Origin of the sequence: Paenibacillus sp. BC26 (assembly GCF_900116125.1) — a bacterium.
GTDB lineage: Bacteria > Bacillota > Bacilli > Paenibacillales > Paenibacillaceae > Paenibacillus_Z > Paenibacillus_Z lignilyticus.
On the sequence record NZ_FPAD01000001.1, the window covers coordinates 856,785 to 882,037 of the forward strand.

At 53.8% G+C, this 25,253-nt stretch carries 23 protein-coding genes; 21 read left to right on the plus strand and 2 right to left on the minus strand.

Translation table 11 applies throughout. The features are described 5' to 3' along the window. Positions 1-935 precede the first annotated feature (935 nt). A complete protein-coding gene (locus BM412_RS31765) occupies positions 936-1,259 on the plus strand; it encodes a hypothetical protein (RefSeq protein ID WP_143111559.1) in 324 nt (107 codons plus the stop codon). 227 nt (positions 1,260-1,486) lie between these two features. Here BM412_RS31765 and BM412_RS03585 read toward each other — a convergent pair whose 3' ends face one another. Then, positions 1,487-3,598: a Sip1-related alpha-galactosidase gene (locus BM412_RS03585; RefSeq protein WP_091214060.1), complete on the minus strand. Its 2,112-nt coding sequence runs from the start codon at positions 3,596-3,598 to the stop codon at positions 1,487-1,489. Positions 3,599-3,844: 246 nt separating this feature from the next. Between BM412_RS03585 and BM412_RS03590 the strand changes: the two genes are divergently transcribed. The 18 genes from BM412_RS03590 to BM412_RS03675 all read left to right on the plus strand — a co-directional run bounded on the left by BM412_RS03590 (position 3,845) and on the right by BM412_RS03675 (position 22,829). Then, complete coding sequence (locus BM412_RS03590; RefSeq protein WP_091214063.1) at positions 3,845-4,684, plus strand: fumarylacetoacetate hydrolase family protein; 840 nt, start codon at positions 3,845-3,847, stop codon at positions 4,682-4,684. A 25-nt stretch (positions 4,685-4,709) separates the two neighbouring features. Next, the gene (locus BM412_RS03595; RefSeq protein ID WP_177245644.1) at positions 4,710-5,129 is read left to right on the plus strand and encodes a VOC family protein; all 420 of its coding nucleotides are present in this window, start codon (positions 4,710-4,712) and stop codon (positions 5,127-5,129) included. A 51-nt stretch (positions 5,130-5,180) separates the two neighbouring features. Further along, complete coding sequence (locus BM412_RS03600; RefSeq protein WP_218163118.1) at positions 5,181-5,945, plus strand: FadR/GntR family transcriptional regulator; 765 nt, start codon at positions 5,181-5,183, stop codon at positions 5,943-5,945. Between the two features lie 43 nt (positions 5,946-5,988). Continuing rightward, positions 5,989-7,341, plus strand: coding sequence for a four-carbon acid sugar kinase family protein (locus tag BM412_RS03605; protein WP_091214067.1), 1,353 nt, complete (start codon positions 5,989-5,991; stop codon positions 7,339-7,341). Beyond that, on the plus strand, positions 7,338-8,264 hold the full coding sequence (locus BM412_RS03610; protein ID WP_091214069.1) for a ketopantoate reductase family protein: 927 nt from the start codon (positions 7,338-7,340) through the stop codon (positions 8,262-8,264). Before BM412_RS03605 ends, BM412_RS03610 begins: the two co-directional genes overlap by 4 nt. After that, the gene (locus BM412_RS03615; RefSeq protein WP_091214072.1) at positions 8,261-9,055 is read left to right on the plus strand and encodes an MBL fold metallo-hydrolase; all 795 of its coding nucleotides are present in this window, start codon (positions 8,261-8,263) and stop codon (positions 9,053-9,055) included. The genes BM412_RS03610 and BM412_RS03615 overlap by 4 nt, the downstream gene beginning before the upstream one ends. Before the next feature lie 5 nt (positions 9,056-9,060). Further along, on the plus strand, positions 9,061-10,137 hold the full coding sequence (locus BM412_RS03620) for a serine hydrolase domain-containing protein (protein ID WP_091214075.1): 1,077 nt from the start codon (positions 9,061-9,063) through the stop codon (positions 10,135-10,137). 13 nt (positions 10,138-10,150) lie between these two features. Beyond that, on the plus strand, positions 10,151-11,194 hold the full coding sequence (locus BM412_RS03625) for a Gfo/Idh/MocA family protein (RefSeq protein WP_256256103.1): 1,044 nt from the start codon (positions 10,151-10,153) through the stop codon (positions 11,192-11,194). 25 nt (positions 11,195-11,219) lie between these two features. Next, entirely contained in the window at positions 11,220-12,251 is a 1,032-nt protein-coding gene (locus tag BM412_RS03630; protein ID WP_091214080.1) for a zinc-binding alcohol dehydrogenase family protein, read from the plus strand. A gap of 612 nt (positions 12,252-12,863) precedes the next feature. After that, entirely contained in the window at positions 12,864-14,933 is a 2,070-nt protein-coding gene (locus BM412_RS03635; RefSeq protein WP_091214083.1) for a bifunctional aldolase/short-chain dehydrogenase, read from the plus strand. 17 nt (positions 14,934-14,950) lie between these two features. After that, complete coding sequence (locus BM412_RS03640; protein ID WP_091214085.1) at positions 14,951-15,322, plus strand: sensory rhodopsin transducer; 372 nt, start codon at positions 14,951-14,953, stop codon at positions 15,320-15,322. A gap of 20 nt (positions 15,323-15,342) precedes the next feature. Beyond that, complete coding sequence (gene rhaA / locus BM412_RS03645) at positions 15,343-16,635, plus strand: L-rhamnose isomerase (protein ID WP_091214088.1); 1,293 nt, start codon at positions 15,343-15,345, stop codon at positions 16,633-16,635. 11 nt (positions 16,636-16,646) lie between these two features. Further along, positions 16,647-18,119: a rhamnulokinase gene (locus BM412_RS03650; protein WP_091214091.1), complete on the plus strand. Its 1,473-nt coding sequence runs from the start codon at positions 16,647-16,649 to the stop codon at positions 18,117-18,119. 42 nt (positions 18,120-18,161) lie between these two features. Continuing rightward, on the plus strand, positions 18,162-18,935 hold the full coding sequence (locus BM412_RS03655; RefSeq protein WP_091214093.1) for a DeoR/GlpR family DNA-binding transcription regulator: 774 nt from the start codon (positions 18,162-18,164) through the stop codon (positions 18,933-18,935). Positions 18,936-19,124: 189 nt separating this feature from the next. Further along, positions 19,125-19,853: a (Fe-S)-binding protein gene (locus BM412_RS03660; RefSeq protein WP_091220147.1), complete on the plus strand. Its 729-nt coding sequence runs from the start codon at positions 19,125-19,127 to the stop codon at positions 19,851-19,853. Continuing rightward, a complete protein-coding gene (locus tag BM412_RS03665) occupies positions 19,850-21,379 on the plus strand; it encodes a LutB/LldF family L-lactate oxidation iron-sulfur protein (protein WP_091214096.1) in 1,530 nt (509 codons plus the stop codon). The genes BM412_RS03660 and BM412_RS03665 overlap by 4 nt, the downstream gene beginning before the upstream one ends. Beyond that, positions 21,369-22,103, plus strand: a complete 735-nt coding sequence (locus BM412_RS03670; protein WP_091214099.1) for a LutC/YkgG family protein — start codon at positions 21,369-21,371, stop codon at positions 22,101-22,103. The genes BM412_RS03665 and BM412_RS03670 overlap by 11 nt, the downstream gene beginning before the upstream one ends. A gap of 18 nt (positions 22,104-22,121) precedes the next feature. Beyond that, entirely contained in the window at positions 22,122-22,829 is a 708-nt protein-coding gene (locus BM412_RS03675) for a FadR/GntR family transcriptional regulator (protein WP_091214102.1), read from the plus strand. Between the two features lie 64 nt (positions 22,830-22,893). On the opposite strand, the gene BM412_RS03680 is transcribed toward BM412_RS03675, so the two are convergent. After that, the gene (locus BM412_RS03680) at positions 22,894-23,793 is read right to left on the minus strand and encodes an SDR family oxidoreductase (protein WP_091214105.1); all 900 of its coding nucleotides are present in this window, start codon (positions 23,791-23,793) and stop codon (positions 22,894-22,896) included. A 146-nt stretch (positions 23,794-23,939) separates the two neighbouring features. Here BM412_RS03680 and BM412_RS03685 point away from each other — a divergent pair, with 146 nt between their 5' ends. Together BM412_RS03685 and BM412_RS03690 are read left to right on the plus strand one after the other, a co-directional pair. Then, entirely contained in the window at positions 23,940-24,212 is a 273-nt protein-coding gene (locus BM412_RS03685; RefSeq protein WP_091214108.1) for a DUF2277 domain-containing protein, read from the plus strand. A 244-nt stretch (positions 24,213-24,456) separates the two neighbouring features. Beyond that, a complete protein-coding gene (locus BM412_RS03690; RefSeq protein WP_091214111.1) occupies positions 24,457-25,128 on the plus strand; it encodes a hypothetical protein in 672 nt (223 codons plus the stop codon). Positions 25,129-25,253 lie beyond the last annotated feature (125 nt).

Below are 25,253 nucleotides of genomic sequence, written 5' to 3' on the forward strand. Positions count from 1 at the left end.
CCCGTCGAACCCGTCGAACCCATCGAACCCGTCGAACTCGTCGAACCCCCGCACCCCCGCACCCCCGCACCCACGAACCCACGACCCCACGACCCCCCCCGCACCCCCCGCACCCACGACCCCCCGCACCAGCACCCCGTCGAACCCACGCACCACACGCACCCATGAACCACGGAATCGGCATCGCGTCGCGCACCCACACATTTTGAATTCTAGCCTACCTACTCATACAATGACGGATATAACGGACATATATGGCCGTTACAGGCGTTTATCGCTATTAGTCTGACTGTAACGGTCATTTTTGTTCGTTACAGCTGAATCCATTAGTGCTTTGGGCTAGTTTTCGGTTCTATCGGACAGTCTTGTCCATTAAAGTTCTTATTTTGGAATTCTTTCTTTCTAACGGACATTTTTAACCGTTAGAGGCCTTTACTCCTTTTCAAGGCCCCAATCTCAGTCCGAAAGAGAAGTGAGTAGCTCCAAGGCAACACATCCACCGAAATTAGGTGGCAATGAGTAAAGAGTAGCTCCCAGAGCAACACATTCACCGAAACTCGGCTGAAATGAGTAAAGAGTAGCTCCCAGAGCAACACATTCACCGAAACTCGGTGGAATTGAGTATAGTGTAGCTCCCAGAGCAACACATTCTCCGTGAACTAATGCAAATGAGTGAAGTGTAGTTCTCAGAGCAACACGTTGGTGGAAGTATGGTGGATCTAGAGAGAAGCACGCCTAGAGATCTACATTGGTGGCAATGTGGGAGAATGAGGGAAAGTAGCTCGCTCAAAGATCTACATCGGTCGAAAATCGGCGAATCGAGAGAAAGTAGCTCATCCAGAGATCTATATTGTGCGAAACTCGGGACTTGGTGGAAGTAGTGAGGTTTTGAGTAAGAGTAACTTCCAGGGAAACACATCTGCAGGAACAGACGGATGGAAATCGGTGATCGAGTAGCAAGAGAGGTAGCAGGTACCGTACATTGGTGGGAAATCGGCGATCGAGCAACAAGAGGGGGACGAGTTACCGCACATTGGTGGGAAACCGGAGACCGAGCAACAAGAGGGGAACGAGTTACCGCACATTGGTGGGAAATCGGCGATCGAGCAACAAGAGGGGAACGAGTTACCGCACATTGGTGGGAAACCGGCGATCGAGCAACAAGAGGGGAACGAGTTACCGCACATTGGCGGGAATTCGGTGATTGTGCAACGAGAGAGGTACTGGGTACCGCACATTGGTGGGAATTCGGTGATTGAGCAACGAGAGAGGTACTGGGTACCGCACATTGGCGGGAAAGTGGTGATTGGTCAACAAGAGGGGAACGAGTTACCGCACTTAGGCGGGAAAGCGGCGATTCAGCAACAAGAGAGGTGAGTTACCGCTCCATGTAGGAATACCTGCGAAATAACAACCAACAATTCAAAATGGGCTGCCTCATACCGCAAACGCATAAATGCGCGCTGTGTGAGGCAGCCCATTTCTTCTAAGCAAAACGGATTTCGATGAGTACTTCTGTGGTGCTTGAATCGCTTGCGATAGAGTAGAAGCCCTGCTCGGAGCGGACTTCGACAGCTTGACCGTTCACAGTGGCGGATACCGGCGCGGTCTTCGACGCGAAACCGTACACGCCGCCTTCATGCAATAGCACAGTTGCGCGGTTCGGTTGAGCGAGCATCCATTTGACGGTTGCCGCCGACACGTATTTGTCGATCAAGCCGAAGCTTGCAAAGCCGTTACGGTACGGAGCGGCCGTGAACAGCTGCGGTTTGCCGCGTTCGACCGTGAAGCCATACGCCGCCACGGTCTCGCCAAGCAAGGAGGCGCTGCGGCCGAAGTATGAATAGAGAGCATACTCGTTGGAAGCCTCCATCCCAGCGATGTCCGTCAAGCGGAACTCGCCATCGATCGGCGCAGCATCGGCATGAATGTGGAAACATGCGAGCAGTCCGCTGTCGCCGGAGCGGCTCATGATTTTGAGCGGCACCGCGGTTTCGACCGGGTTCACCAGCAGCACATCTTCTGTCGGCACGCCTGGCTTGTCGGCGCGAAGCACGCGGCCGTCAGACAGAATAAGCGGGCGAAGCACGTCAGCATCAGTCTCCCCGACTTTATCGCTGACATAAACCGGGCCGCCGCTAATCGCGCGGAGAACGGCATGATCCGTACGATCCGCGTGGGACGTCCACCAAATATCCCAATCGCCCCAATACAGCGTGCTGTGATAGAACGAATTGTAGGCGTTCTGCAGCGCATGCTCGCGGAACCATTCCGGTTTCGCCGGATAGAAGTCGTCGCTGTTGCGTGAAATAGCGGAGTTAACGCGGCTCCACACATTTTCCTGCGCCATGCCCATGCAGTTGATCAAGCGACCATCAAAATATAGCGATGCCGATGCTTCAAGCGCCTCATGCAATCCTTTCGCCGCTTGTCCTAGAGGCTGCTGGCCTTTGACAAATTCGATCACGGAGCTCTGGCTGTCCACCTTCAGCATGTCGATGCCTTGCGCGGACAACCAGCTATGCCATTGCTTCCAGAAGCCGAAGCCGATCTTCGCATCCGTGCTCGGAACCAAACGACCGGCAGTGTCGGTCTGCAGCAGATCGCGATGCTTAATAGCGATTTCGCCCTCCGGATCAACGCCATGCCAATAACCCGTGAACGCATGCCAGACGCCGACCCAATTGACGCCATAGTCGTTCTTGAGCTTGCTTACCGTACCGGCAAGACCATCCGGGAACTTCGAGCGATCTTCTTGGAACGACACAAGAGCTTTCTCGCGCACCGGAGACCAGCCGTCGTCAATCATCACCCATTTGACCGGAACCTGTTTAGCACGCAGCTCCTCCGCTTTCTCCTCAATGGCCTTCTGCGAAACATCATGATAGAACGCATCCCATGTGCACCAGCCCAAATATTCGAAAACCTCCGGGTAACGCTTCGACTCGCGAAGCCGAACCGGCTCTTGCCGAGCAAGGAATACCGCTTCTGCGGCTTTCTCCACAACCGCATATGCGTTGTCACCTTCATGAAGAACAAACAGCAGCTCGCGGCCCGTCCTTACACCGCGAAGCAACGGAGAAATAACAAACTGCAGTCCTTCGCCGTCACCGCGCATCGTCGTTTTGAACACATTCGAGCATTGCGGGAACAGCTGCGTGTAGCGGCCGCCCGCTTTCCAGAGCAGCGCCTGCGTTTTCTCCGGGAGAGCTGCAGTGCTCTTCGCCATATAAGGCCGGGTCCACCACCATTTGTACGCATTATAGTGGGCGAGTACGCCTTCCAAGCTGCCGACAGGCTCGCCGACCGACAGCAAAATGCCGGCATCCGCTGCCAATGCATGCGTCACGCCGAAGACATCCTGTTTTAATTGCACCGACATATAAGCACTCACGGTGTGCTCGTAACAACGAAGCTCGAGCGTCAGCCGGCTTGTTTCCTCCGCGTCCCGGAAAGGCAGCAAGTACGTTTCGTAACGGCCCATTTCGTCCACACCGCCGTCACCTTGCACCCATCCTGCTGTGTCATAAACAGGCGTATCGCCATTTTCGTAAGTCACTGTAAGTCCATATCGGTTAAATAATCGCTGTGGATTCATCTGTTATTCCCCTTTGCCGCTTCAATCGTGCCCTGCAGCAAACAAGCAAGCAGAGTACACCTGTAATCATAACGGAAATGCGCTGCATGGGAGGAGGGAAATAGGTCTTGCAAAGGTGGAAAATCGTCTGTAGTTGCAGGGGACGAAAAGTTGCTACTGTACAGATTTGGAAATGGATTTTATAATAAAACCAAATTGGTCGACCAATCGTCCAATTTCATGTGGTGAAGGAGAGGATGACGCACAATGAGGCTCGTGACGGTCGAATTTGATGGCGCACCCAGAGTAGGTGTCAGTACGAATGATGGAGTAATTCTGACTGCCTACACAGACATGAAGGATCTGATCAAAGATGGCGAGAAAGGGATCGAGAACGCCAGAGCGCTGCTCGAAAGCGGCAATCCGCAGCAAGGCTTGAAGCTGCTTGCCCCGCTAACATCGCCTAGCAAAATCCTGTGCTCCGGCATTAATTACGCCGCACATTCGGAAGAGGATGAGCACGCGAAGCTGCCGGTAGAACCGTCCGTATTCTCCAAGCTGCCTTCCTCGATTATCGGGCCGGGTGAAGCGATCGTCATACCGACACAAGATTGCCAGGCAGATTACGAAGTGGAGTTAGCTTTTATCATTGGAAAAACAGCGAAGAACGTGCCGAAGGAACAGGCGCTCGATTATATATTCGGATATACCGTCATGAATGATGTCAGTGAGCGGGCTCGTCAATTCCGCTTGCAGCACGAGACGATCGGCAAGGGCGTAGATACGTTCTGCCCGATCGGACCGGAAATCGTATTAACGGATGAGCTGACAGACCCTGCCCAGCTGCGCATCCGCACATACGTCAATGGCGAGCTTCGCCAAGATAGTCATACGTCGAAGCAGATTTTCAGCATTCCGGTGATGATCGAATATTTAACCGGTATGTTTACGCTCAATCCCGGAGACATCGTCTCGACCGGAACGCCGGCCGGCTGCGGCGCCTTCATGAATCCGGCTCAATATTTACAGCCTGGAGACCATGTGATCGTAGAGGTGGACGGTATTGGCCAATTGGTCAATCCGGTTGCTGCCGGTTGGAAAGTGTAAGCACACGGAGAGGAGCTGGTTGATTTTGATCCGAACAATCGATCATATTGCGATTGCAGTTTGGGATATTGACGCATCTCTGCCTTATTATACCGATGTGCTTGGCCTGTCGCTCCTTGAGGATGAAATGCTTCCTTCCGCAGGTGTACGGCTTGCCTACTTGCAAGCGGGCAATGTGATGATTCAGCTCGTTCAGCCAATTGGCGAAACGGCAATCCGTAAGCATTTGGAAGAGAAGGGCGAAGGTTTGCAGCACATTTGCTTCGGCGTTGAAGACATTCCGGCAACGCTTGGCAGCCTTCCGGGAGAACACAACGTTCAAGTGAAAATGGGCGGAAGACGCCGCAGGGCTTGTTTTATTGGAGCAAAACCGAACAGCGTGCCGATAGAATTAACGGAGCTGGAACCGTTCGTCACGGAAGCAAAGGCGGATACGGCCAGCTAATGAAGCCAGCAACCAGATGTACATAACGACACGACGAAAGTAGGCATCACAATGACAAATACGAACTCGACGAACATGACCCATGCGAGCGGGCTGGATTTTGAACCGATTGAACGCAAGACGATGGTCATGGAGATTACAGACCGACTGCTCAGCTACCTATTGTCCGGCAAAATAAGACCGGGAGCCAAGCTGCCGGCCGAACGCCAGCTGTCGGAAGCGATTGGCGTAGGCCGTTCTTCCCTTCGCGAAGCACTCAAGGCGCTTACTGTACTTGGTTTGCTTGAGGTACGTCACGGAGATGGCACCTATTTGAAAAGAGCCGATTCGGAGCTGCTGCCGCGGGTCATTGAATGGGGCTTACTGCTGGGCGAGAAACGGACGATGGATCTCATCGAAGCACGTCAAACGATCGAGGTCGCAGTTGCCAAGCTCGCTGCGGTAAGGCGGGACGAACAACAGCTGCTGGAATTGAAGGCCATTGTCGATCAGCTCGATACGACAGGCAATACGAACAGCGTATTCGAAGCGTACACCGAATCGGATATTGCTTTTCACATGAAGCTTGCGGAGATTGCAGGGAATACCGTGCTGCGCGACATGCTCACCAGCATTCGATCCCTGCTGCGCGTGTGGATTAAGAGTGTTGTTGCCTCCGAAGGAAGCACGCAATTCTCGTATAAGGAGCATTTGGCCGTTTATCAGGCAATTGAGTTAGGCGATGCGGAAGCCGCGGCGCGGGCGATGGATGCACATATGGACTCCGCATCTTCGAGGCTGAAGCTGCTGATCGAGGAATGGAATGAAGAGCAATAGAGGGATTGCCGTAAAGTGAGGTGCAGGCTCGTTGAGGGGCGAAATGGATTCACGGAATCAATCGGAATCGACATCTCAGAAGGAAATAACGATCGTGTTGGATGATGACCCGACGGGTACGCAGTCCGTATCCGGCGTATCGGTTATTCTGCAGCCGGATTATGAAACGTTGCGGAGCGAGCTGGTTCAAGGTCCTATAGGAAACGCGCTCTATGTGCTCACCAACACAAGAGCACTTCCGCAGGCTCAGGCGGTAGCGCTGCTGATTCGCATCAAAGCGGATGCGGAGCGCGCGGCAGTCGAAGCAAATGTCGCCGTGCGTTTTCTGCTGCGGAGCGATTCGACGCTGCGCGGGCACGTTTTTGCGGAAATGGAAGCGCTTAGCGGTGGCATCAGAGGGACAGCGCTGTTTGTACCGGCATTTCCCGAGTGCGGCCGGGTAACGCGGGGCGGCGTGCATTATCTGCTCACGAATTCGAACGAGGATGCGACAACAACGAATTGGATACCCGTTGCCGCAACGGAATTTGCGCAGGATCCCGTGTTCGGTTACAAAGGCGCAACCATGCAGGAGTGGGTAGAAGAGGTAAGCCACGGCAGCTGGAAGTTGAAAAGCGTTACGTTGGATGATTACGCCAACATAGGGATCGCTTCTGCGGTGTGCCGTGCACTGCTGGAGGCCGAGCAGGGAACGGTCGTTGTGCCGGACGCTCAGTCCTACGAGGATTTACTCCGTGTTGCGGATGGTCTTCGCATGGCGGAAGAACAAGGTAAGGAGGTCATCGTCCGCAGCGCTTCCACGTTTGCTTCGATTCGCTGCGGCTTGAAGTCACGGGCGATGGAACGCGTGGCGATGCCCGGAAGCGGACGGTTGCTGATCGTGTGCGGCTCGCATACAGCTGCTTCTTCCAGGCAATTAAAGCAGTTGGAGCGTCATACCGGGGAGACGGCGATCGTGCTCCCAACGCAGCAATTGCTCCATCATGAGCAGATCGCTGCTGCAGAAATCGCGGAGCGACTAGCGGTTAAGCTGAATGAAAGCAAGCTGGCGATCGTGGCGACGGAGCGGGTTAGGCTTGCCGAGCATGGCGATCTGGCCATCGGAGCGCTAGTTATGAAGGCGCTTACGAATGTGGTGGCGCAGGTCGCTCCCTACTGCGATGGCGTTATCGCTAAAGGAGGCATCACCTCTGCAGATGTCGCATCAGTAGGGCTTGGAGCTGACACCGCGTATGTTGCGGGGCAGCTGGAACCCGGTGTGTCGCTGTGGCTATTGAAGGCGAAGGGAAACGGGAGGGAGATTCCATACTGTGTCGTCCCGGGAAACGTTGGCGATGAAGGAACGCTTGTGAGATTGGTACGGAAATTCAACGCAATCGGAGGTAGTTCGCAATGAAAATCGCTGTAGTCGGGGCAGGAGCCATGGGCGGCATGCTTGCCGTAAAATTCTCCACAGCCGGTAACGATGTAACGCTGATCGACGTATCCCAAGCACTGATCGATCAAGTGAATGAGAACGGGCTGATTGTTGATACGAAAGGGCAAGGAAGTGCGAACTATAAGCTCCGCGTAACCTCGGATCCTGCGGAAATCGGCGTTCAGGATGCCGTGTTCTTCTTTATCAAAGCGCATCATACGGCTTCCGCGGCAGAGAATGCAAGGCCTATGATCGGTGCGGACACTGCCATTGTCAGCTTGCAGAACGGCTGGGGCAATGCCGACGTGCTGTCCGGCGTCTACCCGGAGGGCAATATCATTGTTGGCGTCACCTATCATAGTGCCACCGTCCTTGAGCTAGGCAAAGTCGGGCATACCGGTTTCGGAGCTACCTTCGTCGGACCGTATAGCGAAGGAGCGAGCTTGGAATCGGCAGAGCGGATCGGCGGTTTGCTGAATGAGGCCGGAATCGAAACGACGGTAACCGCAGCGGTGAAAACGGAGATATGGAAAAAACTCATTTTAAACGCCGCAACACTGCCAACTTCAGCTTTGACCGGATTATGCGCAGGTTATCAAGGAGAGAAAGGCCAGCTGCTTGATCTCGTTGATGATTTGGCGGCGGAGGCGGTTGCCGTTGCGCAGTCGCTTGGTTATGAGATCGAACGCGAAGAGCGGATTGACCGCATTCATACGATATTGGAAAACGCAGGTAAAGGGAAATCCTCGATGCTGCAGGATGCGGAAGCAAGACGCAAAACCGAAGTGGAAGTCGTTAATGGCGCAGTCGTGCGCGCGGCGGAACAGACCGGCGTCCCTGTACCGCTCAACAAAGCGATGGTCGCGATGATTGCAGGACTTGAGAGGAGCTGGAGAGCTTGACGACAAGCATTCGTTTTCTAGGTATGGCCGGCTACGAAATCGTTGGACCCGACAAGCGAATTCTCATTGATCCTTTCCTATCCGGCAGCCCCCATGCTCCGATCAGTCATGAAGAACTGGAAACGCCTGATGTCATTCTCGTGACTCATGCCGCTTATGATCATCTTGGCGATACCGCGGCTATTGCTTTAAGAACCGGAGCACCAGTCGTATGCGGCGGTGATGTGCGCGCGGTTCTGTTCGAAGCGGGATTGCCGCCAGAGCAGGTGCAAGCTACGGTATGGGGGATTGTGGTCGAGGTGAACGGAGTCATCGTGCGGCCGGTAGAGAGCCATCATTGGTCGCAAACCAGGCTGAAGGACGGACAATATGTATCCGGTGTGCCGATGGGTTTCATTGTGGAGCCGGAACCGGGCATTCGTATTTACCATTGCGGAGACACCGCTATTTTCGGCGATATGAAGCTGATTCGCGATCTCTACGCGCCGACAATCGGACTCATGGGCTGCAACAATTCGCAGGCTTTGCTGGCTAGAGCGGTTCAAGCGGGAAAACTGCTGACCGGCGAGATGTCGCCGAAGGAAGCGGCTATTGCCTCTGAGTTCCTCGGTCTGGATTATGCGATAGCTTCCCATTATCTCGATCTGACCAATGCGCTTGAAAAGCAGGATGTGGATGCGTTTCTGGCGCTGGTGCCGGAGTATGATACGACAGGTACGCGCGAAGCGCTTTATATGGAAGTGGGGGAAACGTTGTATTTTGGAGGAAGCACGGTCAGAAGGGAGCGTTAGCGGTTATGCTGATATCTCATTCTCAGATGTTGCGGCCGGATTATGAACTTCTCCCTGATGAAGATGCTCGGGTTCTCTACTTGGAAGGGCTGCTGCAGTCCGGTGTAACGAGTTGCTATGCTGCGGCATTTTACGAAGTTGCCGGCCGGATCGGCGAGGCTTACGGCGGGCGAATTGTAACGTCTAATTGCAGCAGCATGCTGCCTGATCGAAGTCGGCCGTTTAATGTCGGCTCGGTCACGAAAGTCATAACGGCAGCCCTAATGTTGAAGCTTGCCGAGCAGGGGGAGCTTTCGCTGGATGATTCGGTTTCCCGATTTGTGCCGGCCTATCGACACGCGACCACGCTCCGCCAGCTTATGACGCATACTTCGGGATTGCAATGGAAGAACCCGTGGAAATGGCCCCGGCCGGAAGAACTGGCAGCTTGCCGAGCTTCGATCTACGAATGTGACCTGGCTGAACAGCCGGATCGGAACGCGGTTTATTTTTCACAAGGTTATTTCATTCTGATGGATGTCATTGAACAGGTAACCGGGCAATCGCTCGAATCGTTTGCGAAGGAAACCTTGTTTACTCCGCTTGGCATGATTCTTACGACTTTTCATGTATTGGACTGGGAGCCCGGCAACTATTCGCTTCCATATGATTTGGATAATCGTGGTCCTGCTATCGAACTTGAAGGTCTGGCCGTGACCGGCGAGAGCGGATTGTATTCGACTCCAGGGGACCTGGTTCATTTTGCGGCGATGCTGCTGAACGGCGGAATGTTCGATGGAAAACGGATTTTCTCAGAAGCGGCTGTGCATGCCATGCTGTCCGAAGTGACGGGAGGGCGGTTTTCCAAAACGCCTGTTTTCTGGATGAAAAGCTCCCTTGATCTCTACGGCTGCTTCGGTGATTTCGTATCGCCGCGGGCTGTCGGTCATCCGGGCTTCTCCGGCTGCATGCTGATGCTGGATCCTCAATCACGCAGGGCCGGATGCCTGGTGACGAACAGTCAGAAGCTGCATGCGGACTGGTCCTATTATCGAAGACTCTGGAACATTGCAGCCTGCTTGCCTGCCGAAGGGGGCTCATAATGGGAGGATGCTCATGTATAAAGTCGGGTTAATCGGGACGGGGTTCTGGTCGGAGAAACATTTGAAGGCATGGCAGCGCATTCCGAATGTGCAGATTGCCGCGTTATGCAATCGGAGCAAAGAGAAGCTGCTTCGCAAAGCGGATGAATACGGCGTGCCGCACGATCAGCTGTATAGCTCGATGGAAGAAATGCTGGATCGAGCGGACATTGATATCGTGGATATCGTTACGCCGCCAGAGACGCATCTGCATCTGGTGGGGCTGGCTGCCCAAGCGGGGAAATTCATCATGTGCCAGAAACCTTTCGCGCCTTCTTATGAAGAAGCGGAAGCGATCGTTGCTGCAGCTCGCAAGTATGACGCTAGGCTGATGGTTACGGAGAACTGGCGCTGGCTGCAGCCGATTCAAACCATTAAGCAGGTGCTCGAATCCGGCGTGCTTGGAAACATTCGGGTGGCGAGGTTTATCCACTCGGATTATTTTACCGAACGAATGATTCCGGGGGCGAATTTGCCGCAGCCTTTCCTGACGAAGATGCCACAGCTGATGTTTTATGAGATGGGTGTTCATTGGTACGATACATGGCGATTTCTGTTCGGGGAGCCGAAGCGGCTATATGCCGAATTGAGGTCATTTAGCCCGAACGTGATCGGCGATGATTCCGGCGTCGTCACCCTTGGATATGACGATTTCTATGGCCTCATGGACATTTGCTGGGTTTCAAGACGTGAGCTGACAGGGCCGATTATCGAAGATCAGGTGGATGCGAGGTTCGTGGAGCATTTTGTGGTGGATGGGGACCGGGCTACGCTTAAGATGTACGGCCATGAAGGAAAAATCGTGCTCCTTGATAATGATGGACGGGAGACAGTCGTGGCCGAGCGTACGGAACTTGACCATGAAGAGAGCCATTATCGGCTGCAGTCCCATTTTATCGACTGTTTGAAGTCGGGTCGCCCGTTTCAGACGAGCGGGGACGATAATTTGCGGACGCTGCGGTTAGCTTTTGCCACTTATGAAAGCAGTGAGAAACAGCAAGTGGTCCATCTGGGCTGATTGTTGAAGGTGAAGGGTGATTGCGATGAAAGCGGCGGTATTCAGTAAACCATTTGAAATTATTGTGAGCGAAGTAGCGAAACCTCAGCCCGGTCCCGGCGAAGTGCTGGTTGCCGTGAAGGCGGCAGGAATATGCGGAAGCGATCTGCATAACTATGACGGCTCACATCCGTATGTTCGGTATCCGTCGATATACGGCCATGAGCTGTCCGGCGTGGTTGAGGAAGTAGGCGAAGGCGTGGTATCCGGTGCGAAGCCCGGTGACCGCGTCATCATTGAACCGGCGATTCCGTGCGGGAGCTGCTATCCTTGCCGAAGCGGGAAATACAACTGCTGCATCGATATGAAATTCGTCGGCTCCTTTGGCGGGCAGGGCGGGTTTGCCGACTATGTAGCGGTGCCGGAGAGATGCATTCATCCGATGCCCGATGAGATGGATTACCGCATCGGCGCGTTGTGCGAGCCGTTCACGATCGGGGCACAGGCGGTCAAGCAGGCTGGCGTGAAGGATGGCATGACCGTCACGATTCTTGGCATGGGACCGATCGGGCTGACGATTCTGATTCTGCTGAAGCAGCTATATGCTGTGCGCGTGTTCGCCGTCGATGTCGTGCCGGAGCGGCTGCTGACCGCGAAGCAATTCGGTGCGGACGTCTTGATCAATCCGCTGGAAGTGGATCCTGTGCAGAGGGTGAAGGAATTAACCGGCGGGGAATATTCCAATGCCGTCATCGAGGTGGCCGGGCTCAAGCGCACGATGGAGCAGACGATTCATTTGGTCAGCGCAGGCGGGCATATCGTCATTGTGGGTCTGACCTCCGATGATGTCAGTTTTCCGGGCATCCTGTTTACGAAAAAAGAAGTCGAAATCCGCGGCAGCCGTAACAGCGTGGATCAATTTCCGTTCATTATCGATTTCCTCAGCCGCAATCCCGAGCTGGCGGAAGCGTTCATTACGGCGACGATGCCGTTCCGGGACATCGCCCATGCCTTCCATGAGGCCAAAACGAAACCGAATGCGTTTAATAAGATTATTTTGATGTTTGATGAGGTGTAGGTTGGGGAGCTAGGCGCATGATGCGTCGACTAACTTGCAATGAGTTGCCCTGGGGGCTACTCTTTCGTAAAACTAGCTTACTTTCCGCCAAAGAGTTGCTCTGGGAGCAACTCTTTGTCTTGATTCGCCAACTAACATCCATTGTGTTGCCCTGGGGGCTACACATTTGTAAAACTAGCTTGCTTTTCGCCTAAGAGTTGCTCTAGGAGCTACACATCGGCACGATTCGCGAACTAACATGCAATGAGTTGCCCTGTGGGCTACTCTTTCGTAAAACTAATTTAGTTTCCAGCAATGTGTTGCTCTGGGAGCAGCTCTTTCGCTTGAAAATCAAATTCGGCAAGTTGAGCGAATTGAACGAAAGAAGGGCACCAGGGGATCTACATGGAGCAAATTCGTATAATCAAGCGCATGAAGCGCATCACGGGACCAGACTGGGGACCCCAGTCGGCGCCCCGGCCCGATAAACTAACCCGGAAACAGCTGCGAAGAAGCTCGTTCGCTGCTGTTTCGGGTATTTTTGTTTTTGTTTGAATTTCTGTATTCAAAAACAAACAAACATGTTACACTATTTTCAACATCATTTATCAAACTCATTCGGAGGTATTCACAATGGTACAAAGTTTGTGGGAGCAAGAGAAAGCATCGGAGCTGCAAGGCGGACTTGCGCAGCTGGTTTATCGTTCGAACATCATCGGTACGGATCGCCGGGTATGCAACTGGGGCGGCGGCAACACGTCCAGCAAGACGACGGTACAGGATTTCCGCGGTCGCGACATTGAAGTGATGTATGTGAAAGGAAGCGGCTCTGACCTTGCTACGATGAAAGCGGGCAATTTCACGGGTTTGCGTTTGGAGGATATTCGTCCGCTGTTCGAGCGCGATGAAATGTCCGATGAGGAAATGGTTGGTTACCTGGCACACTGCATGATCGACAGCAAGCATCCGCGCGCTTCCATCGAAACGCTGCTGCATGCGTTCCTTCCGTTCAAACACGTGGATCACACGCACCCGGATTCCATCATCAGCCTGTGCTGCGCGGATAACGGCAGAGAGCTGGCGAAAGAAATTTTCGGCGACCGTTTCGTATGGGTCCCTTATGTACGCCCGGGCTTCACCCTATCCAAAATGATTGCGCAAGGCGTGCTCTCGAATCCGAAAGCAGAACTCGTGCTTATGGAGAAACACGGTCTCGTTACTTGGGGCGAAACGTCCGAAGATGCATATGCGCAAACGATCAAAATCATCACCGAAGCGGAAAACTTCATCGAAGCTCGCGTTAACGAAGCGAAGCTGTTCGGCGGCGTGAAACACGCGGCGCTTGAAGCCGATGTGCGCAGAAGCATTGCTGCGCAAGTGATGCCAACGATTCGCGGCGCAGTAAGCGATGCGAAGAAAATGATTCTGACCTTCGACGATGCTGACGATGTACTGGCATTCGTAGGCGGCGCGAAATCCCCGGAGCTGTCCCAAGTCGGCGCAGCTTGCCCGGACCACCTCGTTCACACGAAGGTTGTTCCGCTGTTCATCGATTGGACGCCGAACCCGGCAGACATCGATGGCTTGAAAGCGATTCTTAAAGAAAGCGTCGCTGCGTATAAGAAACAATATGAAGCCTATTTCGAACGGAATAAGAACGAAGGCGACGTGATGTTCGAAGCGGCGCCGCGCGTTATTCTCATTCCGGGAATCGGCATGATTAATACAGGCAAGAGCTGGTCCAACTCCAAAGTAAGCGGCGCGCTTTACCACCGTGCCATTGCTGTTATGCGCGGCGCAACAGCGCTAGGCGACTTCGTCTCCCTGAGCGAGAACGAATCCTACAACGTCGAGTACTGGCCGCTTGAGCTGTACAAACTGTCGCTTGCTCCTGCAGAAGCGGAATTCTCCCGCAAAGTCGCGTTCATTACCGGCGGTGCCGGCGGTATCGGCAGCGAAACGGCTCGCCGCCTCGTTTCCGAAGGTGCGCATGTGGTGCTTGCCGACCTGAATTTGGAAGGTGCGGAGCGGGTAGCCGGCGAAATTAATGGGAAGTACGGCGAAGGCCGTGCGGCTGCCGTGAAGATGGACGTGACAAGCGAAGAAGCGGTTATGGCGGCTATCGCGGAAACAGCCATCACGTACGGCGGCATCGACATCATCGTGAACAACGCAGGTCTTGCAACCTCGAGTCCGTTTGACCAGACATCTTTGAAAGAATGGAATCTGAACATGAACGTGCTTGGCACAGGGTACTTCCTGGTCGCACGTGAAGCGTTCAAGCTGATGAAAGAGCAAGCGATCGGCGGCAACATGGTCTTCATCGGTTCCAAAAACTCCGTGTACGCGGGCAAGAGCGCATCGGCTTACAGCTCGGCAAAAGCATTGGAGGCTCACTTGGCACGCTGCGTGGCGGCAGAAGGCGGAGAGTTCGGCATTCGCTGCAATACGATTTTGCCGGATGCGATTCTGCAAGGCTCCACGATCTGGAACGGCAGCTGGCGCAACGAGCGGGCAGCCGCTTACGGCATTGAGCCGGACCAGCTGGAAGAGTACTACCGTAAACGGACGACGCTGCTCGTTAACATCTATCCGCGCGATATCGCTGAAGGCGTTGCATTCTTTGCATCATCCAAGGCCGATAAGACGACTGGCTGCATGTTGACGATTGACGGCGGCGTGCCGGCAGCATTCACACGATAAGAGAGGTTGGTGCGGGCATGTATCAAGCAAGAGGCGAGAAGCACTGGATTATTCCGGACGGCTACATTCCTCCAACGAGCAAAGGTTCACTCGAAAGCCATGAATCGGTATGCGTACTCAACTGTGCATCGGAAGACGCACTGATTCGGATGACCATTTTCTTCGAGGATCGCAATCCCATCGAAAACATTCTTGTTGTCGTACCGGGCAGACGAACCAAACATATCCGTACCTCTTCCCTGTCGTCAGGCGGAGAGTTCATTCCGGTCGGCGTTCCTTATGCGATCGAGGTATTGAGCGATATTCCGATTATCGTGCAATACAGCCGTTTGGATGCAACGCAAGCGGAGAATGCATTAATGTCAGTCATAGCTCATCCTCTAAAATAACGATAAAAGGAGCATGTGAGATGGACCAAACAATTCAAGCCAATTATGAGGCAGCCAAAGCGCTGTATGCACGCCATGGTATTGATGTGGATGCGGCATTGGAGCAGCTGGCTCAAATTAAAATATCGATGCATTGCTGGCAAGGAGACGATGTACGAGGCTTCCTGAACAAAGGCCAAGCGCTGACAGGAGGCATTTCGGTTACCGGTAATTATCCCGGAGCTGCCGGTACGCCGGAAGAGCTTCGCTCGGATTTGGAGCTGGCATTCTCCTTGATTCCCGGCAAGCACAAGCTGAATCTGCATGCGATTTATGTAGATACGAACGAGCAAGTCGAATTGGACAAAATCGAACCGAAACATTTTCAGAAATGGGTCGATTGGGCGAAGGAACAAGGACTCGGCCTTGATTTTAACCCAACCTGCTTCTCCCACGAGAAGTCCAAGGACGGCTTCACGCTGAGCCATCCGGATCCGGAGATTCGTCAATTCTGGATCGACCACTGCAAAGCATCCCGCAAAATCGGCGCTTATTTCGGCGAGCAGCTCGGCCAAACCTGCGTCACGAACGTATGGATTCCGGACGGTTTCAAGGATACGCCGGTTGATCGTTTGGCACCGCGCAAACGGTTGAAGGATGCGCTCGATGAAGTATTCGAGGAAGAATTGAACCCTGCTCATAACCTGGATGCAGTGGAGAGCAAGCTGTTCGGCTTAGGCTCCGAAGCTTATGTTGTCGGTTCGCATGAATTCTACATGGGCTATGGGATGCAGAACAATAAACTGATCTGTCTGGATGCCGGCCATTTCCACCCGACGGAAGTCATTTCGAATAAACTGTCTGCGATTTCATTGTTCACGGATGGCATTCTGCTCCATGTCAGCCGCCCAATGCGCTGGGACAGCGATCATGTCGTGACGATGGACGATGAGCTGATTGATATCGGCCGTGAGCTTGTCCGCGGCGATCTGCTTAGCAAAACGCATATCGGCCTCGATTTCTTCGATGCCAGCATTAACCGTGTAGCCGCTTGGGTTATCGGAACGCGCAACACGATCAAAGCGCTGATGAGAGCGATGCTGGATCCGGTAGAAGCATTGCGTCAAGCGGAGCTTGATGGCGACTATACGACTCGCCTTGCGCTGCAAGAGGAATTCAAATCTTACCCGTTCGGCGCGGTTTGGGATTATTACTGCGAGAAGAACGGCGTGCCTGTGCGTGAAGCATGGCTTGCCGAAGTGAAAGCTTACGAGCAAGCAGTATTGCTGCAGCGGGGCAAAGAACCGGTCGAAGCAGCAGAATCTAACGTATAGGAGGATGCAGCTTGCCAAGCATTCTGGCTTATGACCTTGGAGCCAGCAGCGGAAGAGCGCTGCTCGGCCGATTAAATAATCGCGTTATCGAGGTAGAGGAGCTTCACCGATTCGGCAATGATCCGGTCGGCGTCGGCGACCGTTTGCAGTGGGATATTCTCCGTTTGTTTCATGAAATCAAGCAAGGACTGCTGAAGGCGAAACATGCCGGCGAAACGCCGGCAAGCCTCGCCATCGACTCCTGGGCGGTCGATTTCGGACTCATCGGCCGAGGCGGCGAGCTGCTTGGTAATCCGTATCACTATCGGGATCATCATACCGATGGCGTGATGGAACGCACGAAGGCGCGCCTGACGACGGAGATGATTTTCGGCCGGACAGGAATTCAGTTTCTGCCGTTTAATACGATTTACCAGCTTGCGGCGCTGAAGGAAGCGAACTCACCGCTGCTTGAAGGCGCGGAACGGTTTCTCATGATTCCGGATCTGCTTCGTTACTTCCTGACCGGCGAGATGCATAACGAGTTCTCCAATGCGACAACGACGCAGCTGTACAATCCGCTCGAAGCACGCTGGGACCAGCCGCTGCTTGAAGCGATTGGGATTTCGCCGTCGCTGTTCGGCGACGTTGTTCAACCGGGGGCTCGAGTAGGTCAACTTCGGCCATCCTTAATGGAGGAGCTCGGCATCGGCGCAGTTCCGGTGTACGCGGCAGCTGAACACGATACGGGTTCTGCGGTTGCGGCGGTTCCGGCGCTGGAGCGAGATTTTGCCTACTTAAGCTGTGGCACTTGGTCGCTGATGGGGACGGAGATCGATCGTCCGATCATTAACGAACTTGCGCAGGAGCTGAATTTCACGAATGAAGGCGGCATTTACGGCACCTACCGTTTGCTCAAGAACATTATGGGGCTGTGGATTTTGCAGGAAAGCCGCAGAGCATGGGAACGTGCCGGTCAATCGTACACTTTCCCTGAGCTGATTGCTTTGGCAGAGAAAGCGCCGGCATTCGGTGCGCTCATCGAACCGGATGATCCGATGTTCCTGCATGCAGGAGACATGCCTGCTCGAATCCGTCAATATTGCGTGTCGACGGGGCAGACGGCGCCGGCAACGCCGGGCGAAATCGTCCGCTGCATTCTGGAAAGTCTTGCACTGAAATACCGTTATGTGCTTGAATTAACAGAGCGGCTGTCAGGCAAATCGTTCAGCGGTTTGCATATGGTAGGCGGTGGCATTCAAAATGTACTGCTGTGTCAGTGGTCGGCTAATGCGATCGGCAAGCCGGTATGGGCCGGTCCGGTTGAAGGCAGCGCACTGGGCAACCTCGTTGTACAATGGATTGCGCAAGGCGAGCTCTCCGATATTTGGGAAGCGCGCAAGGTGATCCGGGAGTCGTTCCCAGTCGTGGTGTACGAGCCGCAGGAACGCCAATTATGGGATGATGCATATGGGAAATTCCGTGTGTTAACGGGACTTATCTAATAGAAGATGGCAATATGAGCAGTTCGCGAGAAGAGGATGACTATGCTGGTTGCAGAGCGTTATGAGAAAATAGTGGGACTGGTAAATGAACGGGGCAGCATCCGGGTAACGGAGCTCAGCGAGCTGTGCCAGGTAACGGAGGAGACGATCCGCCGCGATCTGGATCGGCTTGAGCAAGCGGGAAGGCTTCGTCGTTCGCATGGCGGCGCGGTCAGCGTCAAGGATCTGCCGCAGCAGCAGCAGCCGGAAATTCCGTATGCGGAGCGGGAAATTACGCACGCGGAGGAGAAGAAGCGTATCGCGCAGGAGGCGGTCAAGCTCATTCGCCCGAAAGACCGTATCCTGCTGGACGCAAGCTCTACCGCGTGGTATATGGCTTCGTATTTGCCGGATTTTCCGCTGACGGTGCTGACCAATTCGATCAAAGTAGCGACGGAGCTGAGCAGCAAGGAGCGCATTGAAGTCATTTCGACAGGCGGCTTGCTGGCGCAGCGTTCGTTATCTTTTGTCGGTCCGCTTGCAGAGCGGTCGCTCGACCTTTACCATGTCGATAAAGTATTTCTCTCTTGCAAAGGGGTTCATTTGGACCGCGGCATTAGCGAGTCGAATGAGCTGCAAGCGCGCATCAAGCAGAAAATGATCGGTATGGCGGACGAGGTAGTATTGCTGGCCGATGCCAGTAAGTTCGGTGTTCAGGCGTTTACGCATGTCGCGGACATCAGCGAGATCAATCGGATCATTACGGATCAGCGGCTTCCGCAGGATATGCGGCTGCAGCTTGCGGATCGTACTTCGATTTCGGTTTTGACCGTGTAGGCAGCAAAGATGACTTCTGATCGAATCAGAAGTCATCTTTTTTTATCGCTTCCTAGGGATCGCTCCAAGTAGATGTGTTGTAAACAGTAGATTGGTCGGCCAAGTCTCCGCATTTTTATATTGTCAACATGTCTGACAACCTGATAAAATGATATCATAACTATTTCATAAGGCGAGGTGCCGATGAACGTGAAAGTTTCCTTATTTATAACTTGTTTAAGCGATGCCTTATACCCTCCGGTCGGTGAAGCGATGATCCGTTTGTTAGCCAGATACGGCGTAACCGTGGAGTTCCCGACTGTGCAAACCTGCTGCGGTCAGCCTGCTTTCAACAGCGGTTACTGGAAAGAAGCGCGGGAGACGGCGGCTACGATTCTGGCTGCTTTTGAAGATTGCGATTTCGTCATTTCTCCATCCGGTTCTTGTACCGGTATGATTCATCATTATCCGAAGCTGTTCGAGAACGATCCGGTCATGCTTGAGAAAGCGATTAAGCTGCAGGAGAAATCCTATGAGTTTACGCAATTTCTGGTACAGGTGCTGGGGATTACGGATGTCGGCGCAAGCTTCCCGCATAAAGTCACTTATCATCCTTCCTGCCACGGCAGTCGTCTGCTGGGCGTGAAGGAGGAGCCGCTCATGCTGATGAAGCAGGTGCAGGGGATGGAGCTGATTCCGCTTCCTTTTGCGAATGATTGCTGCGGGTTCGGCGGTACGTTTGCGGTAAAAATGTCCGATATCTCAGGTGCGATGGTAAGCGAGAAAAGCGATCATGTGCTGGAGACAGAGGCAGAAGTGCTTGTCGGCTTAGATATGGCTTGCCTAATGAACATTGCGGGCAATTTGCGTTACCGGGATAAGCCTGTGCGCGTGATGCATCTGGCGGAGCTTCTTTATGAAGGAGTGAAAGGCGCATGAGTGGAGCAGGAGCGGTTGGCGGCAACACGGTCAAGGAACGGGCGGATATTGCGCTGAACAATGATTTTTTGCGTAAAGCGGTTCGGTTTACGACAGAGCGTCTGCGTACAGGCAAGGAGAAAGCAGCTGAGGATCATGGCAACTGGGATGATTGGCGTGAGCGCGGGCGGCAAATCCGTCTGCATACCATTGCGCATCTCGATTATTACTTGAATCTGTTTGTGAACAATGCGCGTGCGAACGGTGTCCATGTGCATTTTGCCGAGACGGCAGCCGATGCGGTTAAGATCTCGCTTGATATTGCGAAGCATGTTGAGGCTAAGTCGGTCGTGAAGTCCAAGTCGATGGTGACGGAGGAGCTTCATCTCAACACGGCACTGGAATCGATCGGGGTCGAGGCGATCGAGACCGACCTTGGCGAATATATCATTCAATTGGCAGGCCAAACGCCTTCCCATATTATCATTCCGGCTATTCACTTGAATCGCTATCAGATTGCGGACCTGCTTTCGGCCGATGCCGGGGAGACGCTTGAGCCGGATACGCAGATTCTTGCCGGCTTCGTGCGCCGCAAGCTGCGGGAACGGTTTCTGGAAGCGGACATTGGCATGACAGGCTGTAATTTCGCCATTGCCGAGACGGGATCAATGGTCTTGTTCGAGAATGAGGGCAATGCGCGGATGGTGACGACCGTTCCGAAGACGCAAATCACGCTGATGGGGATGGAGCGTATTATTCCATCTTTCGCCGATCTGGAAGTGATGGCGACGCTGCTGCCGCGTTCGGCGACCGGGCAGAAGCTTACGGTGTACATGTCGGCTATTTCCGGTCCGCGCCGCGAGGCCGATGCGGATGGTCCGGATGAGATGCACATTATTATCGTGGATAACGGGCGTTCGCTTCAGCTTGGCGATCCTGAATTCCAAGAGCTGCTGAACTGCATTCGCTGCGGCGCTTGTCTGAATGCTTGTCCGGTTTATCGCCACATTGGCGGTCATGCTTATGGCGGCACGTATAGCGGACCGATTGGAGCGGTGCTTACCCCGGCGCTGAAGAAAAACGTTGCGGAGTGGGACGATATCGCCAATGCTTCGAGCTTATGCGGCGCCTGTTACGAGGCTTGTCCGGTGAAGATTCCGCTGCACGAAATGCTCGTTTATTTGCGCCGGCGCAAGCTGGAGAGCGGTCGCGGCGATAAGCTGGAAGCGCTCGGCATGAAGGGCTTCGCTGCGGTGATGAAGAATTCGAAGCGGTTTAAAGCCGTGCTGAAGATCGGTCAATTGGGTCAAAAGCTTGTCGTTCGCGATGGCGGAATCCGCACGAAGGTCGGTCCGTTGAAGGGCTGGAACACGTACCGCGTTGCGCCGAGCTTGCCGAAGGAATCGTTCAGGGAGAAATGGCCTACGATGGAAGCGGAAATCCGCAGCGGCTTGCAGGAAATGGATCCAGCGATGAAGCTCCGGATGGAAGCGATCGTGAAAGAACGCGGAACAGGCAAAGGAGGACATGGTGGACATGGCAGCTAGGTCAAAGGAGCATCAAGCATGGCTCGACGGACTTGACGCGGAGTCGCGCGCGAAGCAGACGGGTTTCATCGACGGCATCTCCGCGAAGCTGAGACGTCCGCGCGAGATCGAGCCGCCGGCGCATCCGTATCGCGGCGCGCCGGATTTCTGGCACACGTTCGAGTGGCCGCTCGAGGAGCGCGTCGCGAAATTTATGGATAATTTCAAAGCCGTCGGAGGACATACCGTACGGCTTGCCAATATGGAAGAAGCGAAGTCGTTTATTGCGGGCAAAGCGGCCGAGATGAGCGCGAAATATGTGATCCGCCAAAATCAACCGGAGCTGAACGAGCTTGGCCTGGAAGCGGCCATTCCGGATGCGAAGATATCCGTTTGGAACAGCGATCCCGAGGAATACTGGAAAGCACGTGCTGCGGAAGCGGATTTCGGTGTTGTTGTGGCTGATTATGCAGCAGCGTACACGGCTTCGATTACAGTCACGTCATCGAAGGACAAAGGGCGTTCCGTCAGTTTGCTGCCGACGGTACTCATGGCGATTATTCCGATTGACCGGCTGCATACACGTTTGGGCCAAGTTTTGATAAACTTTGATCAGGCAGGACGCGCGAACTTGCCGGCAGGTATTCATTTTATATCCGGGCCAAGCCGATCTGCCGATATCGAGAACGACCTGACGATTGGCGTACATGGACCCGGTGTCGTCTACGCGATCATTGTTGGCTAATAGAAGGGAATTCTACCGATGGAAGTTACCCGTTTATCGAAACGCAATCATTATGAGGAGATTGCCGAGCAGCTCAAGCGCTTGGTGATTGACGGCAAGCTGAAGGTCGGCGACAAACTGCCTTCGACGAAGGAGATGTCGGAGCAGTTCGGCGTCGGACGCTCGACCATGCGCGAGGCGCTTAGTGCGCTGAAGGCTATGGGTTATATCGAGATCAAACAGGGCGGCGGGTGTACCGTTATTAACAGCGCGCCGCCGGAAGTGGAGCTGCCCGAATTGCAGTCGCTGCGGATGAACCGCGAGACGCTGCTCGAGCTGCTTGAAGCAAGGCAGTCTTTGGAGGTATCGAACGCCTCCATCGCTGCGCTGAAGGCGACGGACGCGGATTTGGCCGAGCTGCATCGGATCATGCTGGAGATGGAAGCATCGGTCGGCGATGATCGGGAGGGGGAACGTACCGATGTGGAGTTTCATGCGACGCTGGCACAAGCGACGCATAATTCCATTATGGTGCGGCTGTTCGATTCCATCGTGAGCCAGCTTGAAATGGCTATCCGCGAGATTCGCCGGGTCGAGATTTACGCGAACCGCTCGGTTTCCGAGCGGCTGTATCGCGAGCATCTCGCAATCTATGAGGCGATTTCCAGCCGGGATGCCGATCTCGCTGGCGAACGGATGAAGCAGCATCTTGTGCATGTGGTGAGTAATTTGTTGAAGCATTTGTAGGATTGATGCTCGCCGGGATCAGGTTTATGATCTTGGCGGGCATTTTGTTTTGCATATGAGGATGCTAGGTTGTGACCATTGCTCCTCCGTTGACGTGGATGACTTCGCCTGTAACGTAGCTCGAATCTTCAGACGCGAGGTAGACATAAGCAGGTGCCAGCTCGAATGGCTGGCCTGCGCGTCTCATCGGCGTATCCAGGCCAAAGGTGGACACGTAATCCGCAGGGTAACTGGACACGGTAAGCGGCGTCCAAATAGGTCCCGGCGCGACCGCATTTACCCGGATGCCTTGGTGCACCAGAGAGAGGGCAAGGGATCGAGTGAAAGAAACGACGGCGCCTTTGGTAGAAGAGTAATCAATCAGAAGAGGTGCCCCTTGGTAAGCGGTAATGGAGGCCGTATTGACGATCGCAGCACCGGGTTTCATATGCGGCAGCGCTGCTCTGGTGATATAGAACATGGGGAAAATGTTCGTTTTGTACGTGTTGTACAGTTGCTCGGTGGAAATATGCATAATGCTGATTTGTGGGAACTGCACGCCTTGGTTAAGGATTAAGACATCGATCTTGCCGTAAGTCCGCATCGTCAAGTTGACGATTTCCCGGCAGTGCTGCTCGGATCTTAAATCACCCGGGATGAGCAGGCAAGTTCTGCCGAGCTGTTCGATTCTCTGTTTGGTTTCGTTTGCATCTCGGTGCTCATAGAGATAGGGGATGACGACGTGAGCGCCTTCTTTGGCAAAAGCAATGGCAACCGCGCGACCAATGCCACTATCACCGCCGGTAATGATGGCCACCTTATCCTGCAGTTTGCAGCTGCCTTTATATGAAGGATTTTCAAATATCGGCCTTGGTACCATCTCATACTCAAGCCCGGGCTGAACAGGCTGATGTTGGGGAGGAAACGCGATCGGCTCTTCTTTGCAGACCGTCTTTTTTCCGTAATACGGGTATACGGGTATCATTGGCTGTAGCTACCTCCTGAAAACAATCAGATGGTCTACCTTATTCATCTGCATGTGAATGGGTACATGAGCGGAGTTCGAGACTAGTGACTGTGGCTGCGTTGTAGTAAAATAAGGAATAACGCTCGAACAAAAGGAGACTCGCTATGTGCCGTAATATTAAGACGCTGTTCAACTTTGACCCGCCTGCCACTGAAGAAGAGGTTCATGCGGCCGCGGTGCAATTTGTCCGTAAGCTCTCGGGATTCACTGCACCATCCAAAGCGAACGAAGCCGCCTTCCACACCGCGATTGACGAAGTTTCCGCAGTTGCGCAGAAGCTGCTTAGCTCATTGGTAACCAATGCCGAACCGCGTAATCGCCAAGTCGAAATCGAACGCGCCAAAATCCGTTCGGTGAAGCGGTTTGGGACGAAGTAGCCACGAATAAGTGACGTGCGGCGTTATCGGCTAGATGAGTTTGAAGCGGTCGGTTAAATAACATTGGACAAGCCGCAACAATTTACTATCCAACCGCAACATCGCCGCTCTGGCGCACATTAGTTACATCCACTATAATTTGAAGCATAAGTGTAAACTTAATTAGTCCTGAAGCACAGGCTGCTCTTCTCGGAAGTTTTTCCGAGCGGGCAGCCTATTTTTATTTGTCGGAGGAGTGAGTGAGATGATGGAGCAAGAGTTCGAGGAGGCCTATACGCGCATGATGGAGCAGGCGAGGCAGAGTGGAGGCGCGGAGCGCAAACGCAGGTTGTCAGAGCACGGGGAAGCAGAGAAAGCGTTGCTTCAGTATGTGTGGTGGCCGGCTGTAGGGAGCTTAGATTATTTGCATCCCGAGTATGAGCTGGTGGATTTGAAAGGCGGGACGCGCTTCGCAGACTTCGCTTATTGCCCGCCGTTGTCTTATCAGCTATTACTGGAGGTTGACGGCTTCGGACCACACTGGCGAGACATTTCTCGTTGGAAATTCGCGGATGACTTAAGCCGTCAAAATCATCTGCTCATCGAAGGCTGGAAACTGCTGCGTTTCGCCTACGACGAGGTCATGGAGAAACCCCGCCGATGCCAACAAACGCTGCTCATGGGTCTGGCCAAATGGGGCGGCATCACTCGCCCCGCCGGCGAGGAGCTAAGCGTATACGAACGAGCACTCCTGCATTTGATGCAGGAGTGCTGGGGCGAACTGACATTAAAGCATGCTGCGAAGTCATTAGGGACAACGAAAAGAACCGCACGTAAAGGACTGCAGTCACTGGTTAGCAAAGGGTTGTTTGTTGCTTCAGTCTCACCTACTGGTCGGACTATGAGTTATAATCTCCGATCACGTATTGTGAAGTGATGCTTAGCTCCCAGAGCAATACATCAGAAGTTAGCTGGTGAATGTAGCTCAAGAGTGGCTCTCAGGACAACACACTGGCAGCAAGTAAGCAAATTTAACGAAAGAGTGGCTCCCAGAGCAACACA

Excerpts from the sequence above, each read along its gene's own strand:
- BM412_RS31765 (WP_143111559.1), top strand. The coding sequence starts at position 936 with ATGGAAATCGGTGATCGAGTAGCAAGAGAGGTAGCAGGTACCGTACAT.
- BM412_RS03585 (WP_091214060.1), bottom strand. The coding sequence starts at position 3,598 with ATGAATCCACAGCGATTATTTAACCGATATGGACTTACAGTGACTTAC.
- BM412_RS03590 (WP_091214063.1), top strand. The coding sequence starts at position 3,845 with ATGAGGCTCGTGACGGTCGAATTTGATGGCGCACCCAGAGTAGGTGTC.
- BM412_RS03600 (WP_218163118.1), top strand. The coding sequence starts at position 5,181 with ATGACAAATACGAACTCGACGAACATGACCCATGCGAGCGGGCTGGAT.
- BM412_RS03605 (WP_091214067.1), top strand. The coding sequence starts at position 5,989 with ATGGATTCACGGAATCAATCGGAATCGACATCTCAGAAGGAAATAACG.
- BM412_RS03610 (WP_091214069.1), top strand. The coding sequence starts at position 7,338 with ATGAAAATCGCTGTAGTCGGGGCAGGAGCCATGGGCGGCATGCTTGCC.
- BM412_RS03620 (WP_091214075.1), top strand. The coding sequence starts at position 9,061 with ATGCTGATATCTCATTCTCAGATGTTGCGGCCGGATTATGAACTTCTC.
- BM412_RS03625 (WP_256256103.1), top strand. The coding sequence starts at position 10,151 with ATGTATAAAGTCGGGTTAATCGGGACGGGGTTCTGGTCGGAGAAACAT.
- BM412_RS03630 (WP_091214080.1), top strand. The coding sequence starts at position 11,220 with ATGAAAGCGGCGGTATTCAGTAAACCATTTGAAATTATTGTGAGCGAA.
- BM412_RS03635 (WP_091214083.1), top strand. The coding sequence starts at position 12,864 with ATGGTACAAAGTTTGTGGGAGCAAGAGAAAGCATCGGAGCTGCAAGGC.
- BM412_RS03640 (WP_091214085.1), top strand. The coding sequence starts at position 14,951 with ATGTATCAAGCAAGAGGCGAGAAGCACTGGATTATTCCGGACGGCTAC.
- rhaA (WP_091214088.1), top strand. The coding sequence starts at position 15,343 with ATGGACCAAACAATTCAAGCCAATTATGAGGCAGCCAAAGCGCTGTAT.
- BM412_RS03655 (WP_091214093.1), top strand. The coding sequence starts at position 18,162 with ATGCTGGTTGCAGAGCGTTATGAGAAAATAGTGGGACTGGTAAATGAA.
- BM412_RS03665 (WP_091214096.1), top strand. The coding sequence starts at position 19,850 with ATGAGTGGAGCAGGAGCGGTTGGCGGCAACACGGTCAAGGAACGGGCG.
- BM412_RS03670 (WP_091214099.1), top strand. The coding sequence starts at position 21,369 with ATGGCAGCTAGGTCAAAGGAGCATCAAGCATGGCTCGACGGACTTGAC.
- BM412_RS03675 (WP_091214102.1), top strand. The coding sequence starts at position 22,122 with ATGGAAGTTACCCGTTTATCGAAACGCAATCATTATGAGGAGATTGCC.
- BM412_RS03680 (WP_091214105.1), bottom strand. The coding sequence starts at position 23,793 with ATGATACCCGTATACCCGTATTACGGAAAAAAGACGGTCTGCAAAGAA.
- BM412_RS03685 (WP_091214108.1), top strand. The coding sequence starts at position 23,940 with ATGTGCCGTAATATTAAGACGCTGTTCAACTTTGACCCGCCTGCCACT.
- BM412_RS03690 (WP_091214111.1), top strand. The coding sequence starts at position 24,457 with ATGATGGAGCAAGAGTTCGAGGAGGCCTATACGCGCATGATGGAGCAG.